The sequence below is a fragment of the Pseudomonas sp. R3.Fl genome (assembly GCF_023516765.1).
Lineage (GTDB): Bacteria > Pseudomonadota > Gammaproteobacteria > Pseudomonadales > Pseudomonadaceae > Pseudomonas > Pseudomonas citronellolis.
Genome location: NZ_JAMGSO010000001.1, coordinates 4,447,931 through 4,467,015, shown reverse-complemented (window position 1 = coordinate 4,467,015; position 19,085 = coordinate 4,447,931). Strand labels below are relative to the sequence as shown.

Here is a 19,085-nt window from a genome sequence, read left to right as displayed (position 1 = left end):
TCAGGCAGGGGCTGCGCATTCCCGCCGGAGGACCCGAGCGGAAAGGTCGCGCAATTTACCAGCATTGGAGGCAAATGCTAAGGGTGGAAATGCGTCATTGATCGGCGGATTGGCGACATGCCGGTAGAGCACCCTCACCCCGGCCCTCTCCCGCAAGCGGGAGAGGGAGTCCGCGCCGGGAGCACCGAGCACTGCTGCTATTACGGAGTGGATGCATGGGCAGTGGCATGCAATAGGCACAAACAACGCGCCCACTGAGGACAGTCCCCTCTCCCGCTTGCGGGAGAGGGTTAGGGAGAGGGGCTCTTGCTCTTTTAAAGCTGCCCCAGGAACAACCGCAAAGCCTGCAACGAATCCGGACAGTACAAAGCCCCAGAGGTAGCCTCCTCCAACGCCACCACCGGCTCGACGAACCGCGCCTCCAGCACCTCCTCCGGCTGCAGCCTCAGCGGCCCATCCCAGGTCGCGGAAAACACCGCACACCACAGCCGATTACCCGGCTCGTCGAAAAAGAAGGTGCCGTGCTCGCGCAATTCCACGCCGGCCACGCCCAGCTCTTCTTCCAACTCCCGGCCGGCCGACAGCGCATAGCTCTCGCTGGCCTGCACCATCCCACCGGCGGCGGCGTCCCAGTAGCCCGGGTACACCGCCTTGCTCAGGCTGCGGCGGTGCACGCAGAGCTGCCCGGCGCCGTTGAACAGCAGGATGAAGGTGCCGCGGCCGATCAGCCCGCGCTCACGCAGCTGGGCGCGCGGCAGCTCGCCCAGCAACTGGTCACGCTCATCGACCCAGGCGATCAGTTCCCGGTCCGAGGCCAGCCGGTGGGCGGCCTCGGCGGCGCTGACGAGGTCCATCAGCCCTGCGCCAGCAGTTGCCGCAGATCGATGATCGCGGCGTTGGCCCGGGAAATGTAGTTGGCCATCACCAGCGAATGGTTGGCCAGCACGCCGAAGCCGCTGCCGTTGAGCACCATCGGGCTCCACAGCGGCTCCTGGGTGGCTTCCAGCTCACGGATGATCTGCCGCACGCTGACGGTGGCGTTCTTCTTCGCCAGCACGTCGGCGAAGTCGACCTCGATGGCGCGCAGGATGTGCGACAGCGCCCAGGCCTGGCCGCGGGCCTCGTAGAACACGTTGTCGATCTGCAGCCAGGGGGTTTCCTGCAGCTCTTCGTCGACCTGCGGCGCCTGCCCCGGCGCCAGCGCCGAGGCGGTCTTGATGTTGGTGTTCAGCTTGACCCGCCCGACACTGGCGGACAGGCGCTGGGACATCGAGCCCAGGCGGGTGGAAACGTCGCCCAGCCAGTTGTTCAGGCTGTCGGCGCGGGCATAGAACTGCGCGCTGGGCTGCTCGGCGGAAAGCCGCGCCAGGTAGCGGTCCAGGGACTTGATGCCCTCGGCGTACTCCGACTCGGAAGACGGCAGCGCCCAGCTCTTGTTGTCGAAGTTGAAGCGCGGCTCGGCGCGGGCCAGGTCGGCGTCCTCGGTGGACTGCGACTGCGAACGGGCGAAGTCCTTGCGCAGCGCGCGGGACAGGTCGCGGGTCTGCACCAGCACGCCGTATTCCCAGCTGGGCATGTTGTCCAGCCACAGGCCCGGCGGGAAGATGTCGTTGGACAGGTAGCCGCCCGGCTTGTTCAGCAGGGTGCCGACCACTTCCTTGAGGGTTTCCACGGTGGTGTAGCCCACCACCATCTGCCGCCCGGCGCGCTCGGCGGCCTGCTGCGCATGCTGCTGCACGGGGAACAGGTCCGGCTCGCGGCTCCAGTACCAGCCGACCAGGGCGGCGATCACCAGGTAGGCGCCCAGCAGGCCACCGACCACGCGCACCAGCCAGGGCCCGCCGAAGTAGGCGCGCACATCGTCAACCCTGTCGTCGACGCGCTCGCGCACCGAGCCGCCGCGATTCTTCCAGTTCCACATGGCAAAGTCCTTGGTTCGACCTAACGGAAAAAGGTTGGACCGCAGGCCCCGCCACAGGTGCCGGGCGATGCCGCGATCCAGGCGCACTAGCATGCCGCAGTCGGCGCCCGAAGGGCAGCCTACCCTCTGCATGGCACGCCTGGCGATCCTTGACCGACATCACTGGAATTGCCAGCGGCAAATGGTAGCATGATGCCATCACCGCTCTGGCGACCCCGCCACCGCGTCAGCCCTCACAAGAAGTGCGCCATGACCGAGCACGACGATCCCACCCGCGATCGCTTGAAACACCATTTTGCCCAGCGGGTGATCCACCAGGCCCGGCACGTGCTGGAGATCTGGCAGCAGCTCAGCCGCTCGGAATGGACCGCCAGCGGCATGGCCGACCTGCGCGAGGCCGTCCTGCGCCTGCAGCGCTACGCCGAACGCTTCGAACAGGCCGAGCACGCCCAGTTGGCCGCCGCCATTGGCGCTGGGCTGGACGCCGTGACGGGCAACCGCGGGCGCCTGTCCAGCGAGCTGATCAACGAGTTCGCCCAATTGATGCTGCGCCTGTCGCGCACCGGCCTGCGCCATGGCGACCAGCTCGAACACACCCAGCTGCCGCCGCTGCGCAAGCCGGTCTACCTGGCCCTGCAGGACGCCGAGCGCGCCGAGCGGCTGGCCCAGCAGCTGGAATTCTTCGGCGTCCACGCGCAACTGTGCGAGCACGCCGCGGCCTTCCGCGCGGCCATGGCCGAACGCCACCCGGCGGCGCTGCTGATGGACGTCGACTTCGCCGGCGCGGGCCTCGGCCTGGCCCTGGCCGAGGAAGTGCAGGCGGGCCTGGCGCACAAGCTGCCGGTGCTGTTCTTCAGCCACGAGGACACCGACACCCCCACCCGCCTGGCCGCGGCCCGCGCCGGCGGCCAGGAGTTCTTCAGCGGCACCCTGGACGCCTCCGGGGTGCTGGAAAAGATCGAGATGCTCACCCGCGTCGCCCACTACGACCCCTTCCGCGTGCTCATCGTCGACGACTCGCGGGCCCAGGCGGCGCACACCGAGATGGTCCTCAACGGCGCCGGCATCGTCACCCGCGCGCTCACCGCGCCGCTGTCGGTGATGGCCGAGCTGGCCGAGTTCCAGCCCGACCTGATCATCCTCGACATGTACATGCCCGAATGCCTGGGCACCGAATTGGCCAAGGTGATCCGCCAGCACGAGCGCCACGTCAGCGTGCCGATCATCTACCTGTCGGCCGAGGACGATCTGGACAAGCAGCTCGACGCCATGAGCGAGGGCGGCGACGACTTCCTCACCAAGCCGATCAAGCCGCGCCACCTGATCGCCACGGTGCGCAACCGCGCGGCGCGGGCGCGCAGCCTCAAGGCGCGCATGGTGCGCGACAGCCTCACCGGGCTGTACAACCACACCCACACCCTACAGCTACTGGAAGACGCCAGCTACCGCGCGCGCCGCGAAGGCCAGCCGCTGGCCTTCGCCATGCTCGACATCGACCACTTCAAGAAGGTCAACGACAGCTACGGCCATCCCATGGGCGACCGGGTGATCAAGAGCCTGGCGCTGTTCCTCAAGCAGCGCCTGCGCAAGACCGACCACATCGGCCGCTACGGCGGCGAGGAATTCGCCGTGGTGCTGCCGGACACCGACAGCGCGGCGGCGCACAAGGTGCTGGAGGAAATCCGCCAGCGCTTCGCCGAAATCCGTTACCCGGCCAAGCCCGCCGACCTGGCCTGCACCTTCAGCTGCGGCATCGCCCAGCTGGGCGCGGACGAAGACGCCACCGTCCTGGCCCGCCGCGCCGACGAAGCGCTATACCGCGCCAAGCACGGCGGGCGCAATCGGGTCGAGGTGTTCGCCTGATCCCGCGGATCGGCGGATAACGCCGTAGGCGTTATCCGCCCTACGTATCTGGGTTCCCGCGTTCGCGGGAATGACGGGGTGAGAGTCGTATTTTCCGGCGTCATTCCCGCGAACGCGGGACGCGGCTCCATCGCGAACAGCGCTTGCGCTGGCCCGAAGGGGAATAACCCAATAGACAACGGCTTTTCGTAGGAGCGAGCTTGCTCGCGAACCGCATTGCACCGCGTTTGTTCGCGAGCAAGCTCGCTCCTACGAAGAGCCTTTCGGCGCAGCCGGCAAGTCATTCGCGCGCCAGGTTCGACCATGAAGCCCCATAGGATGGGTTTCCCGCGCCCACAGGGTCATCCCATCAACGCTCGCCCAGCTTGTGCCGCGCCGCGTACAGGCAAACCATCTCCATCGCCAGGGTCGCGCCGGCCAGGGCGGTGATCTCGGCGCTGTCGTAGGGCGGCGCGACTTCCACCACGTCCATGCCCACCAGGTTGATGCCACGCAGCGCGCGGAGGATTTCCAGCGCCTGGTGCGAACTGAGCCCGCCGCAGACCGGCGTGCCGGTGCCCGGCGCGAAGGCCGGGTCGAGGCAGTCGATATCGAAGGTCAGGTACACCGGGTTGTCCCCCACCCGCGCGCGGATGCGTTCGGCGATGGCCTGCGGCGAGTGGCGGTGCACTTCGCGGGCGTCCAGCACCTGGAAGCCCATCACATCGTCGTTGGTAGTGCGCAGGCCGACCTGCACCGAGCGCGCCGGGTCCACCAGCCCCTCGCGGGCGGCATGGTAGAACATGGTGCCGTGGTCGATGCGCTGGCAGTCCTCGTCCGGCCAGGTGTCGCTGTGGGCGTCGAAGTGGATCAGCGACAGCGGGCCGTGCTGCTTCGCATGGGCCTTGAGCAGCGGGTAGCTGATGAAGTGGTCGCCGCCCAGGGTCAGCAGCGCGCAGCCGGCATCGAGGATGCGCGCGGCGTGGGCTTCGATGGCTGCCGGGGTTTCCTGCGGCACGCCGTGGTCGAAGGAACAGTCGCCGTAGTCGATCACCGCCAGGTGGTCGAAGGGGTCGAACTCCCAGGGGAAGTGCCGGGCCCAGGCCATCTGCACCGAGGCGGCGCGGATCGCCCGCGGCCCGAAGCGGCTGCCGGGGCGGTTGGTGGTGGCGGTGTCGAAGGGCACGCCGCTCACCACCAGGTCGACGCCGCGCAGGTCGCGGCTGTAGCGGCGGCGCATGAAGCTGGTGATGCCGGCGTAGGTGGATTCGGCGGCGGTGCCATACAGGCTGTCGCGGGTGATGGCCTGGTCGTTGTCGTGGGCTTGATCCATGGAGTCCTCATCATCGGTGTTTTTTGGGTGTGTCCTGATAGCTCGGTGCCTGCGGCTCCACCCTCGCTCAGGAGCGGGTGCGGAACGCCGACCACAGCCGCGTCCGCTCGCGCTGCTGCTTCAAGGTCAGCAACTGCTCGCCGAACAGCTTCTGGCGCATGGCCGGCGCCGGGTAGATGTCCGGGTCGCCGGCCACATCGGCATTGAGCAGCGGCGTGGCCTTGCGGTTGGCGTTGGCGAAGTACAGGGTGTTGGTCAGCTCGGCGATGGCGTCCGGGCGCAGCATGAAGTCGATGAAGGCGCGCGCTTCCTGCGGGTGCGGCGCGTCCACCGGGATGGCCATGGTGTCGAACCAGATCAGCGTGCCTTCCCTGGGAATCCGGTAGATCACCTCGAATGGCTTGTTCGCCTGCCTGGCCTGCGCGGCGCCCATCAGCGCGTCGCCGGTGTAGGTCAGCGCGAGGCACAGCGTGCCGTTGGCCAGGTCGTTGATGTGCTTGCCGCTGGCGATGTAGCGCACGTTGGGCTGCAGCTTCTCGAACAACTGGCGGACCTGGGCCAGGTCGGCCGCGTCGGTGCTGTAGGGCGACTTGCCCAGGTAGTTGAGCGCCACGCTGATCACTTCCTGGGGCGAGTCGATCAGCGAGATGCCGCAGTCGGCCAGGCGGCTGGCGTATTCGGGCTTGAACAGCAAGTCGAGGCTGTCCAGCGGCGCGTCGGGGATGCGCTTGAGCACTTCGTCCCTGTTGATCGCCAGGCCCACGGTGCCCCAGGTGTAGGGCACGCCGTAGCGGTTGCCCGGATCGATGGCGGCCAGCTTGGCCAGCAGTTCCGGGTCGAGGTTGGCGAAGTTCTTCAGCTGCGCATCGTCCACCGGCTGCACGGCCTTGGCCTGGATGGCGCGGGCCAGCCCGCTGCTGGCGGGGAAGACCACGTCATAGCCGCTGCGGCCGGTCATCAGCTTGCTGTCGAGCACCTCGGCGCTGTCGAAGGTGTCGTATTTGACGCGGATGCCGGTTTCCTGCTGGAAGCGCTGCAAGGCTTCGGCGCCGATGTAATCCGCCCAGTTGTACAGGTTGAGCACCCGCTCCTGCGCCTGCAGGGGCATGGCCAGGGCCGCGAGCAGGGCCGCAAGGGAAGCCCAGGGAAACATACGCATGATCATCGCCTCGGGGTCGTTGTGGTTATGGGGCGAGCATGGGGCGGGCTTTACTTTGTAAAAATACAAAGTTAATTACTTTGGCATTCCACCAGAGCAATGTTTGGAGACAGCCATGCTCAGCCAGTTGCGCGACCTCGACCTGCAGTTGCTGCGCCTGTTCGTCACCGTGGTGGAGTGCGGCGGCTTCAGCGCGGCGCAGGGCGAGTTGGGCCTGAGCCAGCCGAGCATCAGCATCCAGATGGCCAAGCTGGAAACGCGCCTGGGCTACCGCCTGTGCGAGCGCGGCAAGGGCGGCTTCCGCCTGACGCCCAAGGGCGAGCACCTGCTGCAATCGACGCGGCGGCTGTTCGTCGCCATCGAGGGCTTCCGCGACGAGGCGCGCGGCGTGGCCGACAAGCTGCTGGGCGAGGTGCGCATCGGCCTTTCGGAAAGTCTCGAAGAAAGCGTCGTCGCGCGACTGTCCGAGGCGATCCGCCGCTTCCGCCAGCGCAACGAGGCGGTCAGCCTGGAGCTGCTCACCGCCACCCCCGCCGAACTGGAGCGCCTGTTATTGCAGGACCGGCTGCACCTGGCGGTCGGCTACTTCGCCGGCACCCAAGCGGCGCTGGAGCATCACCCCCTGTTCATCGAATCCCAGGGCCTGTATTGCGGCGCGGGCCACCCGGCCTTCGAGCACAGCAAGCCGACCCGCGACTCCCTGGCCGACGCCGATCAGGTGCTGCATCCCTACCGCTTCATCGCCGCCGACGAACCGCTGCAGACCAGCCGCAGCAGTGCGCGCTGCGAACAGGTGGACGGCAGCCTGGCGTTCATCCTCTCCGGCGCGCACATCGGCTACCTGCCCCGGCATGTCGCGCAACCCTGGATCGAGCGCGGCCAGTTGCGCGAGCTGCTGCCGGGTGAACTGGGCTTCGAGGTGGCCTTCAGCCTGACCCGCCACCGTGGCCGCCACCCCGGCGACGCCGAACAGGCCTTCGTCAGCGACCTGCTGGGGGCGTTCGGCCAGCGCGCGGCCGATTGACGCGGCAGCGACGCGGGAACCAGGACTCGCAGGCGCAGTCCCACAGCCTCGATCACTTCTTGTGACAGCTCCTCGGGCCGCATCGGAAGCTTTCCGCTATCATGCCGCCACCCAGAAAGTCCGCGAGAGTTCCATGCGCCGTCTGCTGACCCTGCTCCTGTTCCTGGTCGCCCTGCCCGCCACGGCCGGCCTGTTCGACAAGCCGGCCCCCGCCGCCCCCGGTTTCAGTACCGCGGCGCCGGCCGACGGCAAGTTCCTCCCGGTGGCCGAGGCCTTCCGCCTGAGCGTCGAGGACAGCGACAGCCAGCAGGTGCTGCTGCGCTTCGTCAACGCCGAGGGCTACTACCTCTACCGGCACCGCATGAAGTTCCAGGTCGAGCCGGCCGAGGTCAGCCTCGGCGACGTGCAGCTGCCGCCGGGCAAGGCGCACCACGACGACTACTTCGGCGACTCCCAGGTCTACTACGCCATCACCGACGTCAAGGTGCCGCTGAACAACCCGCAGAAGCTGCCCTACCGCCTCACCGTCACCTACCAGGGCTGCGCCGACAAGGGCCTGTGCTACGCCCCGGAAACCGTCCAGGTGCAGGTTTCCGCCGCGGGCGTCGCCAGCCTCGGCGCCAAGCCCGCCGCCGCCGGCAAGGCGGCCGTGGCCTCCGGCGAGCCGGCGGTGGTCGACGACCTGCTGGCGCTGCTCAAGGGCGAAGGCAGCGGCAAGATCAAGAAGCTCGACCGCGGCCTGCTGATCGCCTTCCTCGCCGGCCTGACGCTGACCTTCACCCCCTGCGTGCTGCCGATGCTGCCGATCCTCTCCGGCGTGGTGCTGCGCGGGCGCCCGGGCGGCATGCGCGGTTTCACCCTGTCGCTGGCCTACGTGCTGCCGATGGCGGTGTGCTACGCCGTGCTCGGCGCGCTCATGGGCCTGTTCGGCGCCAAGCTCAACCTGCAGGCGATGCTGCAGTCGCCCTGGGTGCTGGTGCCCTTCGCGGCCTTCTTCGTGGCCTTCGCCATCGCCATGTTCGGCATCTTCGAGCTGCGCCTGCCGGGCTTTTTGCGCGAGCGCCTGGACCGCATGGCAGCCGACACCCGCGGCGGCTCCATCGCCGGCGCGGCCACCCTGGGCGTGCTTTCCAGCCTGCTGGTCTCGCCCTGCGTCTCGGCGCCCCTGGCCGGCCTGCTGCTGTACATCGGCAGCACCGGCGACGCCCTCGGCGGCGGCCTGTTGCTGTTCGCCCTGGGCCTGGGCATGGGCACCCCGCTGGTGATCTTCGGCGCCGGCGGCGGCGCCGTGCTGCCGAAATCCGGGGCCTGGATGACCGGCGTGCGCAACTTCTTCGGCGTGCTGCTGCTGGCGGTGGCCATCTGGCTGCTGGAGCGGGTGCTCTCCGGCCCGGTGAGCCTGGCCCTGTGGGGCGCCCTGGCCGGCGGCGTGGCCATCGCCCTGGGCACCCTGGAACTGGTGAACAAGACGCCGCTGCAACGCGGCGCCCAGTTGCTCGGCCTGATGTTCCTGGTCTACGCCCTGGCGGCCTGGGCCGGCGCCCTGCGCGGCGAGTCCGACCCGCTGCACCCGCTGGGCCGCTCCGAGCCCTCCAGCCATGCCGGCCCGCCCAGCTCGACGCCCGGCCAGTGGCAGAACCTGACCACCCCGGCGCAGCTCGACGCCGCCCTGGCCCAGGCCAGCGCCGCCGGCCGGCCGGTGTTGCTGGACTGGTACGCCGACTGGTGCATCAGCTGCAAGATCATCGAACGCCAGGTGCTGCCGGACGCGGCAGTGCAAGCGCAACTGGCCGGCTACCAGTTGCTGCGCTTCGACATGACCGACAGCACCGCCGAGCAGCGCGCCCTGCTCGACCGCTACAACCTCTTCGGCCCGCCGGCGCTGCTGCTGTTCGCCGCCAGCGGCCAGGAACACAGCGACCTGCGCATCGTCGGCGAGACCAATGCGGCCACCCTGGCCGCGCATCTGCAACAGGCAGGCGCGCGCTAGAGCGCGCCTCATATTTCTGCAGCAATCATCAGGCAACATGCCGACATCTACCGCAAAACCGGCATGACTGGACAGTCACGACCGGTTTCCGGCATAGTCCCGGCCAATTTCCAATCCGCGCGACGAGAGAACAACAAGCCGATGGCCACCCTACTGGTCCTGCACGGGCCCAACCTGAACCTGCTCGGCACCCGCGAACCCGGCGTCTACGGCTCGGTCACCCTCGAGCAGATCAACCAGGACCTGGAGCGCCGCGCCCGCGAGGCCGGCCATCACCTGATGTACCTGCAGAGCAACGCCGAGTACGAACTGATCGAGCGCATCCACGCCGCGCGCGGCGAAGGCGTGGACTTCATCCTCATCAATCCGGCGGCTTTCACGCATACGAGTGTCGCGCTACGTGACGCGTTGCTCGCGGTGAGCATCCCATTCATCGAAGTGCACCTGTCCAACGTGCACAAACGTGAACCTTTCCGGCATCACTCCTACTTCTCCGACGTGGCGGTAGGGGTGATCTGCGGCCTGGGCGCCACAGGCTACCGCCTGGCCCTGGAGTCCGCCCTCGAACAACTTGAACGCCCGTGACCATCACCTGGGAGTGCGAACGCCAATGGACATCCGTAAAGTCAAGAAACTGATCGAACTGCTCGAAGAATCCGGCATCGACGAGCTGGAAATCCGCGAAGGCGAAGAATCGGTACGCATCAGCCGCCACAGCAAGACCGCCGCCCAGCCGATCTACGCTGCCGCCCCGGCCTACGCGCCCGCCCCCGCTGCCGCGCCGGCCCCGGCCGCTGCCGCCGCACCGGCCGCAGAAGCTGCGCCGGCTGCCGCCAAGCTCAACGGCAACGTGGTCCGCTCGCCGATGGTCGGTACCTTCTACCGCTCGCCGTCGCCGACCGCCGCGCCCTTCGTCGAAGTCGGCCAGAGCGTGAAGAAAGGCGACATCCTGTGCATCGTCGAAGCCATGAAGATGATGAACCACATCGAGGCTGAAACCAGCGGCGTCATCGAGCAGGTCCTGGTCGAAAGCGGCCAGCCGGTCGAGTACGACCAGCCGCTGTTCACCATCGTCTAAGCCGCGGGGAACCTGCGATGTTGGATAAAGTACTGATCGCCAACCGCGGCGAGATCGCCCTGCGCATCCTGCGCGCCTGCAAGGAGCTGGGCATCAAGACGGTCGCGGTGCACTCCACCGCCGACCGCGAGCTGATGCACCTGTCGCTGGCCGACGAGGCCGTGTGCATCGGCCCGGCCCCGGCCGGCCAGTCCTACCTGCACATCCCGGCGATCATCGCCGCCGCCGAAGTCACCGGCGCCAACGGCATCCACCCGGGCTACGGCTTCCTCGCCGAGAACGCCGACTTCGCCGAGCAGGTGGAGCGCTCCGGCTTCACCTTCATCGGCCCGAGCGCCGACGTGATCCGCCTGATGGGCGACAAGGTCTCGGCCAAGGACGCCATGAAGAAAGCCGGCGTGCCCACCGTACCGGGCTCCGACGGCCCGCTGCCGGAAGACGAGGAAACCGCCCTGGCCATCGCCCGCGAAGTGGGCTACCCGGTGATCATCAAGGCCGCCGGCGGCGGCGGTGGCCGCGGCATGCGCGTGGTGCACAGCGAGGAAGACCTGATCAAGTCGGCCAAGCTGACCCGCACCGAGGCCGGCGCCGCCTTCGGCAACTCCATGGTCTACCTGGAGAAGTTCCTGACCAACCCGCGCCACGTGGAAGTCCAGGTGCTCTCCGACGGCCAGGGCAACGCCATCCACCTGGGCGACCGCGACTGCTCGCTGCAGCGCCGCCACCAGAAGGTGCTGGAAGAAGCCCCTGCGCCGGGCATCGACGAGAAGGCCCGCGCGGAAGTCCTCGAACGCTGCGTTCGCGCCTGCGTCGAGATCGGCTACCGCGGCGCCGGCACCTTCGAGTTCCTCTACGAGAACGGCCGCTTCTACTTCATCGAGATGAACACCCGCGTGCAGGTGGAGCATCCGGTGTCGGAGATGGTCACCGGCATCGACATCGTCAAGGAGATGCTGCGCATCGCCTCCGGCCAGAAGCTGTCGGTCCGCCAGGAAGACGTGGTGATCCGCGGCCATGCCCTGGAATGCCGGATCAACGCCGAGGACCCGCGCACCTTCATGCCCAGCCCGGGCAAGGTGAAGCACTTCCACGCCCCCGGCGGCAACGGCGTGCGCGTCGACTCGCACCTGTACAGCGGCTACACCGTACCGCCGAACTACGATTCGCTGGTCGGCAAGCTGATCACCTACGGCAAGGACCGAGACGAGGCCCTGGCGCGCATGCGCAATGCCCTGGACGAGCTGATCGTCGACGGCATCAAGACCAACATCGACCTGCACAAGGACCTGGTCCGCGACAAGGAATTCTGCAAGGGCGGTGTGAATATCCATTATCTGGAAAAGAAACTCGGCATGGGTCACTGACCTCAAGCCGATAAAAGCGCTGGAGGCTGGAAGGCTGGACGAAAAAGCGGATAATCCCGCCCTTCGTCCGGCCTTCCAGCCTTCAGCCGTTTTCTCACGAGGTTTTTTATGCCCTGGGTTCAAGTCCGCCTCGCCATCAGCCCGGAACAGGCGCCCACCTACGAAGACGCCCTGCTGGAAGTCGGCGCCGTCTCGGTGACCTTCATGGATGCCGAGGACCAGCCGATCTTCGAGCCGGACCTGGGCACCACCCCGCTGTGGACCCACACCCACCTGCTGGCCCTGTTCGAGGACGGCACCGACGAAGCCGCGCTGCTGGCGCACCTGCAGCTGCTGACCGGCGGCGAACTGCCCCAGCACCAGGTCGAAGTGGTCGAGGACCAGGACTGGGAACGCAGCTGGATGGACAACTTCAAGCCGATGCGCTTCGGCCGCCGCCTGTGGATCGTCCCCAGCTGGCACGAGGCGCCGGAGCCGGAGGCGGTGAACCTGCTGCTCGACCCGGGCCTGGCCTTCGGCACCGGTACCCACCCGACCACCGCGCTGTGCCTGGAATGGCTCGATGGCCAGGAACTGGCCGGCGACACCGTGCTGGACTTCGGCTGTGGCTCCGGCATCCTCGCCATCGCCGCGCTGCTGCTGGGCGCGAAGCGGGCGCTGGGCACCGACATCGACCCGCAGGCCCTGGAGGCCTCGCGCGACAACGCCACGCGCAACGGCATCGACCCGGCGCTGTTCCCGGTCTACCTGCCCGCCGATCTGCCCGCCGGGCAGGCCGACGTGGTGGTGGCGAACATTCTCGCCGGTCCCCTGGTCTCACTGGCAGGCCAGCTGACTTCCCTGGTCAAGCCCGGCGGCCGCCTGGCCCTGTCGGGCATCCTCGCCGAGCAGGCCGAGGAAGTGCGCGCCGCCTACGCCGACGCCTTCGAGCTGGAGCCGACCGCCGAGCGCGAAGGCTGGGTACGCATCAGCGGCCGCCGCCGCTGAACCCTGGTGGCGGCCAACTGCCCGCACGCCGAGGCTTGAGTTAGACTAAGCGACCGTTTATCGCCGGACCGCCGCATGAGCGCCAGTTTCATCACACAGTGCCCGCATTGCCTCACCAGTTTCCGCGTCAACCAGGCGCAGCTGGGTGCGGCCAATGGCGCTGTGCGCTGCGGCGCCTGCCTCAAGGTATTCAACGCCCCGCAACATATGCTGGGCGGCACCGCTCGCTCCGGCGGCGAGCCCATCCAGCCGCCGGCAGCGGCCCCGAAACCCGCAGCGCCCGCCGCGCCGAGCGAGCCCCCGCGCACCGTCCCGGCGCCCGGCGTCGCCACCCTCGGCTGGCCGCTGGCGCCGCACAGCGCGCGGCCGTCCGCCGACAGCACGGTAGCCCCGGCCATCACGCCCGCGCCGGCCCCCATTCCGGCACCGGCGCCCGCCCTGGCAGCGCCCCCACCGGCGGAAGAAGCCCCCGCCGCGGCCAAGCCCGCCGACGATACCCTGTGGATCCACGACGATCTGGACCTGGACAGCCTCAACCTCGACGAAGAGCTGGCCAAGCTCGACGAATTCGAGCTGTCCCAGGAATTCCGCGAACTGCAGTCCGCGCCCAAGCCGGCCGAAGCCCTGCTGGGTAACCGCCCGGTGGTGCGCGACCCGCATGACGAGCGCTGGGCCGAGGCCCTGCTGCGCGACGAGGAACGCCAGGCGAGCGAAGGCGGCCGCCAGGAACCGAGCCTGGGCCGGATAGACGAAGAACCCGAGCAACCGCCCGTCGCGCCGCCGCAGCCGGCACCGGTGCCGGCACCGGCCGAAGAACCGGCCGTGGCCGCCGCGGCCGAAGAAGAAGACGACGACCTGCCGAGCTTCAGCGCCCGCCGCGACGACGAGCCGCTGGAAGCACTGGAGGCGGCGGAAGCCGCCGAGCAGGACGCGGAACCCGACGTCGAGCCCCCGCTGATGCCGCGCGAAACGCCCCGCCTGGGCACGCCGCTGGACGACAAGGACGAAGAAGTAGACGACAAGGCCCCGCGCCGCGCCGACCCGGGCCTGGGCGAAACCGCCCTGCACGACCTCAGCGACGAACCCCTGCAGCTGGACTGGCAGAAGCCCAAGAGCCGCTGGGGCCGCCGCCTGCTCTGGCTGCTGCTGATCCTCCTGGCCCTGGCCGGCCTGGGCGGCCAGTACGTGGCCTACCACTTCGACGAGCTGGCCCGCGAGGACGCCTACCGCCCCTGGTTCGCCGAACTCTGCCCGCAACTGGGCTGCAGCCTGCCGTCCAAGGTCGACGTCGAGCAGATCCGCAGCAGCAACCTGGTGGTGCGCAGCCACCCGGACTTCAGCGGCGCCCTGGTGGTGGACGCGATCATCTACAACCGCGCCAGCTTCTCCCAGCCCTTCCCGCTGCTGGAGCTGCGCTTCGCCGACCTCAACGGCCAGCTGATCGCCAGCCGCAGCTTCAAGCCCAGCGAATACCTGGGCGGCGAACTGGCCGGGCGCAGCGAGATGCCGCCGCAGACGCCGATCCACGTGTCGCTGGACATCCTCGACCCGGGCCCCAAGGCGGTCAATTACAGCCTCAGCTTCCATTCGCCGGAGTGACCGGCGCGTAGCGCAGAACCCCGCGCAGCGCCAGTTCCGCTCGTCTTCCAACCCCAGGCAATAAGCCGGCGGCTGTTCAGAATTTATCCAAAATCGCCTTTATCCGGTCATCGAGAGCGGGTATCATGCCCTCCCTTTTTTGCAAGCACCGGTGGCCTCTCGCCGACCCTCCCCGAGTCCTCGACCCGCGGGAGCGTACAGCGATTACGCCCCATAACAGGGAAGCGATGTCGGTGGTTCGCATCGGCTCTTACACACTGCCCAACAGACTGATCCTGGCTCCCATGGCCGGCGTCACCGATCGCCCGTTCCGCCAGCTGTGCCGCCGCCTCGGCGCCGGCATGGTGGTCTCGGAGATGGTCACCAGCGACGTGCGCCTGTGGAACAGCCGCAAGTCGCGCCTGCGCCTGGTGCATGACGGCGAGGACCAGCCGCGTTCGGTGCAGATAGCCGGCGGCGACCCGCAGATGCTCGCCGAGGCCGCCCGCGCCAACGTCGAGCTGGGCGCGCAGATCATCGACATCAACATGGGCTGCCCGGCCAAGAAGGTCTGCAACAAGGCCGCCGGCTCCGCGCTGCTGCGCGACGAGAAGCTGGTGGCCGAGATCCTCGAGGCCGTGGTGGCCGCCGTCGAAGTGCCCGTGACGCTGAAAATCCGCACCGGCTGGGACCGCGACAACCGCAACGGCGTGAACGTCGCGCGCATCGCCGAGCAGTCGGGCATCCAGGCCCTGGCCGTGCACGGCCGCACCCGCGCCGACCTGTACACCGGCGACGCCGAATACGAAACCATCGCCGCGATCAAGCAGGCGGTGTCCATCCCGGTGTTCGCCAATGGCGACATCACCTCGCCGCAGAAGGCCCGCCAGGTGCTCCAGCACACCGGCGCCGACGCCTTGCTGATCGGCCGCGCCGCCCAGGGCCGGCCGTGGATATTCCGTGAGATCGAGCACTACCTGAGCACCGGCGAGACCTTGCCGGCGCCGTCCCTGGCCGAGGTGGAAAGCATTTTGCTGGAGCACCTGGCCGCCTTGCATGCCTTCTATGGGGAAGAGCTGGGTGTCCGCATCGCCCGCAAGCACGTGGGCTGGTACCTGGCGACGTTACCGGGGGCGGCGGAGTTCCGCGCCCAGTTCAATCGTTTGCAGAACACGGATGCACAGAGCGCCAGCGTCAGGCAGTTCTTCGCCGAGCGCCACGACAACGGAAAAGGGGTGGCCGCATGACAACGATGACCGAGACTTTAGTGAGTGGAATGACACCCGTGAGCGACAACGCGAACCTCAAACAGCACCTGAACACGCCGACGCAGGAAGGCCATACCCTGCGCGACAGCGTCGAGAAGGCACTGCGCAACTACTTCGCCCACCTCGATGGGCAGCCGGTCACGGACGTGTACAACATGGTGCTCTGCGAAGTGGAGGCACCGCTGCTGGAAACCGTGATGGACCACGTCAAGGGTAACCAGACCAAGGCGTCGGAGCTGCTCGGACTGAACCGCGGCACCCTGCGCAAGAAACTCAAGCAGTACGACCTCCTCTAAAAGCCGCTGGAGGCTAAAGGCTGAAGGCCGGACGAAAAAGCGCCCCTCGTCCAGCCTCCAGCCTCCAGCGCTCTTATCCTCATCAGATGGAACCGTTATGACCGACCACTCCCTCCGCCAGCCCATCCGCCGCGCGCTGATCAGCGTCTCCGACAAGACCGGCGTCGTCGACTTCGCCCGCGAGCTGGTCGCCCTCGGCGTGGAGATCCTCTCCACCGGCGGCACCTACAAGCTGCTCAAGGACAACGCCATCGCCGCCGTGGAAGTGGCCGACTACACCGGCTTCCCGGAAATGATGGACGGCCGCGTCAAGACCCTGCACCCGAAGGTGCACGGCGGCATCCTCGGCCGTCGCGACATCGACGGCGCGGTGATGGCCGAGCACGGCATCAAGCCGATCGACCTGGTGGCGGTCAACCTGTACCCCTTCGAGGCCACCGTGGCCAAGGCCGACTGCGACCTGCCGACCGCCATCGAGAACATCGACATCGGCGGCCCGACCATGGTCCGCAGCGCGGCGAAGAACCACAAGGACGTCGCCATCGTGGTCAACGCCGGTGACTACGCCGGCGTGGTCGCGGCCCTGAAGGCCGGCGGCCTGACCTATGCCCAGCGCTTCGACCTGGCCCTGAAGGCCTTCGAGCACACCGCCGCCTACGACGGCATGATCGCCAACTACCTGGGCACCATCGACCAGGCGCGCGACACCCTCTCCACCGAAGGCCGCGGCGCCTTCCCGCGCACCTTCAACAGCCAGTTCATCAAGGCCCAGGAAATGCGCTACGGCGAGAACCCGCACCAGAGCGCGGCCTTCTACGTCGAGGCGAAGAAGGGCGAGGCCAGCGTCTCCACCGCCGTGCAGCTGCAGGGCAAGGAACTGTCGTTCAACAACGTGGCCGACACCGACGCCGCGCTGGAATGCGTGAAGAGCTTCGTCAAGCCGGCCTGCGTCATCGTCAAGCACGCCAACCCGTGCGGCGTGGCCGTGGTCCCGGAGAACGAGGGCGGCATCCGCAAGGCCTACGACCTGGCCTACGCCACCGACACCGAGTCGGCCTTCGGCGGCATCATCGCCTTCAACCGCGAGCTGGACGGCGACACCGCCCAGGCCATCGTCGAGCGCCAGTTCGTCGAAGTCATCATCGCCCCGAAAGTCTCCGCCGCCGCCCGCGCCGTGGTCGCCGCCAAGGCCAACGTGCGCCTGCTGGAGTGCGGCGAGTGGCCGGCCGAGCGCGCCCCGGGCTGGGACTTCAAGCGTGTCAACGGCGGCCTGCTGGTACAGAGCCGCGACATCGGCATGATCACCGAGGCGGACCTGAAGATCGTCACCCAGCGCGCGCCCAGCGAGCAGGAAATCCACGACCTGATCTTCGCCTGGAAAGTGGCCAAGTTCGTCAAATCCAACGCCATCGTCTACGCCAGGCACCGCCAGACCGTCGGTGTCGGCGCCGGCCAGATGAGCCGCGTGAACTCCGCGCGCATCGCCGCCATCAAGGCCGAACACGCCGGCCTGGAAGTGAAAGGCGCGGTCATGGCCTCGGACGCCTTCTTCCCGTTCCGCGACGGCATCGACAACGCGGCCAAGGCCGGCATCACCGCGGTGATCCAGCCGGGCGGCTCGATGCGTGACAACGAAGTCATCGCGGCGGCCGACGAAGCCGGCATCGCGATGGTCTTCACCGGCATGCGCCACTTCAGGCACTGATCGTAAAAAGCCGCTGGAGGCTGGAGGCTGGACGGAAAAGCGCCAGCCTTCAGCCCAGGACGGGGCTATTGATGATTGGCAATGGTCTTCGCCGGCATGTGTCATTTTCGATCACTGATCGTAAAAGCCGCTGGAGGCTGAAGGCTGGAGCTGGACGAAAAAGCGGCACCCTCGTCCAGCCTCCAGCCTTCAGCCTCCAGCCCAACACAGGGTTATAGCAATGAACGTATTAGTGATTGGCAGCGGCGGCCGTGAACACGCCCTGGCCTGGAAGGTCGCCCAGGACCCGCGCGTGGCGAAGGTCTTCGTCGCCCCGGGCAACGCCGGCACCGCCACCGAGCCCAAGTGCGAGAACGTCGCCATCGACGTGCTGGCCCTGGAGCAGCTGGCCGACTTCGCCGCGAAGAACGTGCAACTGACCATCGTCGGCCCCGAGGCGCCGCTGGTCGCCGGCGTGGTCGACCTGTTCCGTTCGCGCGGCCTGGACATCTTCGGCCCGACCAAGGGCGCGGCCCAGTTGGAAGGCTCCAAGGCCTTCACCAAGGACTTCCTGGCCCGCCACAAGATCCCCACCGCCGACTACCAGAACTTCACCGAAGTCGAGCCGGCCCTGGCCTACCTGAAGGAGAAAGGCGCGCCCATCGTGATCAAGGCCGACGGTCTGGCCGCGGGCAAGGGCGTGATCGTCGCCATGACCCTGGAAGAAGCCGAGGAAGCCGTGCGCGACATGCTCGCCGGCAACGCCTTCGGCGACGCCGGTTCGCGCGTGGTGATCGAGGAGTTCCTCGACGGCGAGGAAGCCAGCTTCATCGTCATGGTCGACGGCCAGAACGTGCTGCCCATGGCCACCAGCCAGGACCACAAGCGCGTCGGCGACGCCGACACTGGCCCCAACACCGGCGGCATGGGCGCCTACTCGCCGGCCCCGGTGGTCACCCCCGAGGTGCACCAGCGGGTGATGGACGAAGTCATCTACCCGACCGTGCGCGGCATGGCCGAGGAAGGCAACGTCTACACCGGCTTCCTCTACGCCGGCCTGATGATCGACAAGAGCGGCGCGCCCAAGGTCATCGAGTTCAACTGCCGCTTCGGCGACCCGGAAACCCAGCCGATCATGGTCCGCCTGGAGTCCTCCCTGGTCCTGCTGGTCGAGGCCGCCCTGGCCAAGGCGCTGGACAAGGTCGAGGCCACCTGGGACCCGCGCCCGACAGTGGGCGTGGTGCTGGCCGCCGGCGGCTACCCGGGCGACTACGCCAAGGGCGACGTCATCGAAGGCCTGGCCGAAGCCGCCAAGCTCGACGGCAAGGTGTTCCATGCCGGCACCGCGCTGAAGGACGGCCAGGTCGTCACCTCCGGCGGCCGCGTGCTCTGCGCCACCGCCATCGGCCCGAGCGTGTCCTCGGCGCAGCAGCAGGCCTACCGCCTGGCGGAGCAGATCCGCTGGAACGGCTGCTTCTACCGCAAGGACATCGGCTACCGTGCCATCGCCCGCGAACGCGGCGAAGGCTGAAAGGCCGGCGGGCGCTGCCTTTGCGCCCGC

Annotated in this window: 16 protein-coding genes; 12 read left to right on the top strand and 4 right to left on the bottom strand. The window is 68.1% G+C overall.

Annotation, left to right across the window (positions count from 1 at the left end; all coding sequences use genetic code 11):
• Positions 1–314 precede the first annotated feature (314 nt).
• Together M8R19_RS19565 and M8R19_RS19560 are read right to left on the bottom strand one after the other, a co-directional pair.
• Entirely contained in the window at positions 315–854 is a 540-nt protein-coding gene (locus M8R19_RS19565; protein WP_488453148.1) for an NUDIX hydrolase, read from the bottom strand.
• Positions 854–1,921 carry a DUF2333 family protein gene (locus M8R19_RS19560; protein ID WP_074982793.1) on the bottom strand — a complete coding sequence of 356 codons (1,068 nt, stop codon included), beginning with the start codon at positions 1,919–1,921 and terminating at the stop codon, positions 854–856. The genes M8R19_RS19565 and M8R19_RS19560 overlap by 1 nt, the downstream gene beginning before the upstream one ends.
• A gap of 249 nt (positions 1,922–2,170) precedes the next feature.
• Between M8R19_RS19560 and M8R19_RS19555 the strand changes: the two genes are divergently transcribed.
• A complete protein-coding gene (locus tag M8R19_RS19555) occupies positions 2,171–3,784 on the top strand; it encodes a GGDEF domain-containing response regulator (protein ID WP_249918657.1) in 1,614 nt (537 codons plus the stop codon).
• Positions 3,785–4,133: 349 nt separating this feature from the next.
• Here the strand turns inward: M8R19_RS19555 and speB are convergent, their stop codons facing one another.
• Together speB and M8R19_RS19545 are read right to left on the bottom strand one after the other, a co-directional pair.
• Positions 4,134–5,096: an agmatinase gene (gene speB / locus M8R19_RS19550; RefSeq protein ID WP_061562890.1), complete on the bottom strand. Its 963-nt coding sequence runs from the start codon at positions 5,094–5,096 to the stop codon at positions 4,134–4,136.
• Positions 5,097–5,163: 67 nt separating this feature from the next.
• Positions 5,164–6,261, bottom strand: coding sequence for a polyamine ABC transporter substrate-binding protein (locus tag M8R19_RS19545; RefSeq protein ID WP_116424291.1), 1,098 nt, complete (start codon positions 6,259–6,261; stop codon positions 5,164–5,166).
• 109 nt (positions 6,262–6,370) lie between these two features.
• Here M8R19_RS19545 and M8R19_RS19540 point away from each other — a divergent pair, with 109 nt between their 5' ends.
• The 11 genes from M8R19_RS19540 (at position 6,371) to purD (ending at position 19,055) form a co-directional block, all read left to right on the top strand.
• A complete protein-coding gene (locus M8R19_RS19540; protein WP_249918656.1) occupies positions 6,371–7,279 on the top strand; it encodes a LysR family transcriptional regulator in 909 nt (302 codons plus the stop codon).
• Between the two features lie 133 nt (positions 7,280–7,412).
• A complete protein-coding gene (dsbD, locus tag M8R19_RS19535) occupies positions 7,413–9,269 on the top strand; it encodes a protein-disulfide reductase DsbD (protein WP_249918655.1) in 1,857 nt (618 codons plus the stop codon).
• 141 nt (positions 9,270–9,410) lie between these two features.
• Positions 9,411–9,854, top strand: a complete 444-nt coding sequence (gene aroQ, locus M8R19_RS19530) for a type II 3-dehydroquinate dehydratase (RefSeq protein WP_009613296.1) — start codon at positions 9,411–9,413, stop codon at positions 9,852–9,854.
• A 25-nt stretch (positions 9,855–9,879) separates the two neighbouring features.
• The gene (gene accB, locus M8R19_RS19525) at positions 9,880–10,347 is read left to right on the top strand and encodes an acetyl-CoA carboxylase biotin carboxyl carrier protein (RefSeq protein WP_043268722.1); all 468 of its coding nucleotides are present in this window, start codon (positions 9,880–9,882) and stop codon (positions 10,345–10,347) included.
• A 17-nt stretch (positions 10,348–10,364) separates the two neighbouring features.
• Entirely contained in the window at positions 10,365–11,711 is a 1,347-nt protein-coding gene (accC, locus tag M8R19_RS19520; RefSeq protein ID WP_116424289.1) for an acetyl-CoA carboxylase biotin carboxylase subunit, read from the top strand.
• Positions 11,712–11,819: 108 nt separating this feature from the next.
• The gene (gene prmA, locus M8R19_RS19515) at positions 11,820–12,698 is read left to right on the top strand and encodes a 50S ribosomal protein L11 methyltransferase (RefSeq protein WP_249918654.1); all 879 of its coding nucleotides are present in this window, start codon (positions 11,820–11,822) and stop codon (positions 12,696–12,698) included.
• Between the two features lie 75 nt (positions 12,699–12,773).
• Entirely contained in the window at positions 12,774–14,297 is a 1,524-nt protein-coding gene (locus tag M8R19_RS19510; protein ID WP_249918653.1) for a DUF3426 domain-containing protein, read from the top strand.
• 227 nt (positions 14,298–14,524) lie between these two features.
• Positions 14,525–15,523 carry a tRNA dihydrouridine synthase DusB gene (gene dusB / locus M8R19_RS19505; RefSeq protein ID WP_009613304.1) on the top strand — a complete coding sequence of 333 codons (999 nt, stop codon included), beginning with the start codon at positions 14,525–14,527 and terminating at the stop codon, positions 15,521–15,523.
• Positions 15,520–15,840 carry a DNA-binding transcriptional regulator Fis gene (fis, locus tag M8R19_RS19500; protein ID WP_009613305.1) on the top strand — a complete coding sequence of 107 codons (321 nt, stop codon included), beginning with the start codon at positions 15,520–15,522 and terminating at the stop codon, positions 15,838–15,840. Before dusB ends, fis begins: the two co-directional genes overlap by 4 nt.
• 97 nt (positions 15,841–15,937) lie before the next feature.
• Positions 15,938–17,545 carry a bifunctional phosphoribosylaminoimidazolecarboxamide formyltransferase/IMP cyclohydrolase gene (gene purH, locus M8R19_RS19495; RefSeq protein ID WP_249918652.1) on the top strand — a complete coding sequence of 536 codons (1,608 nt, stop codon included), beginning with the start codon at positions 15,938–15,940 and terminating at the stop codon, positions 17,543–17,545.
• Positions 17,546–17,765: 220 nt separating this feature from the next.
• The gene (purD, locus tag M8R19_RS19490; protein WP_249918651.1) at positions 17,766–19,055 is read left to right on the top strand and encodes a phosphoribosylamine--glycine ligase; all 1,290 of its coding nucleotides are present in this window, start codon (positions 17,766–17,768) and stop codon (positions 19,053–19,055) included.
• Positions 19,056–19,085 lie beyond the last annotated feature (30 nt).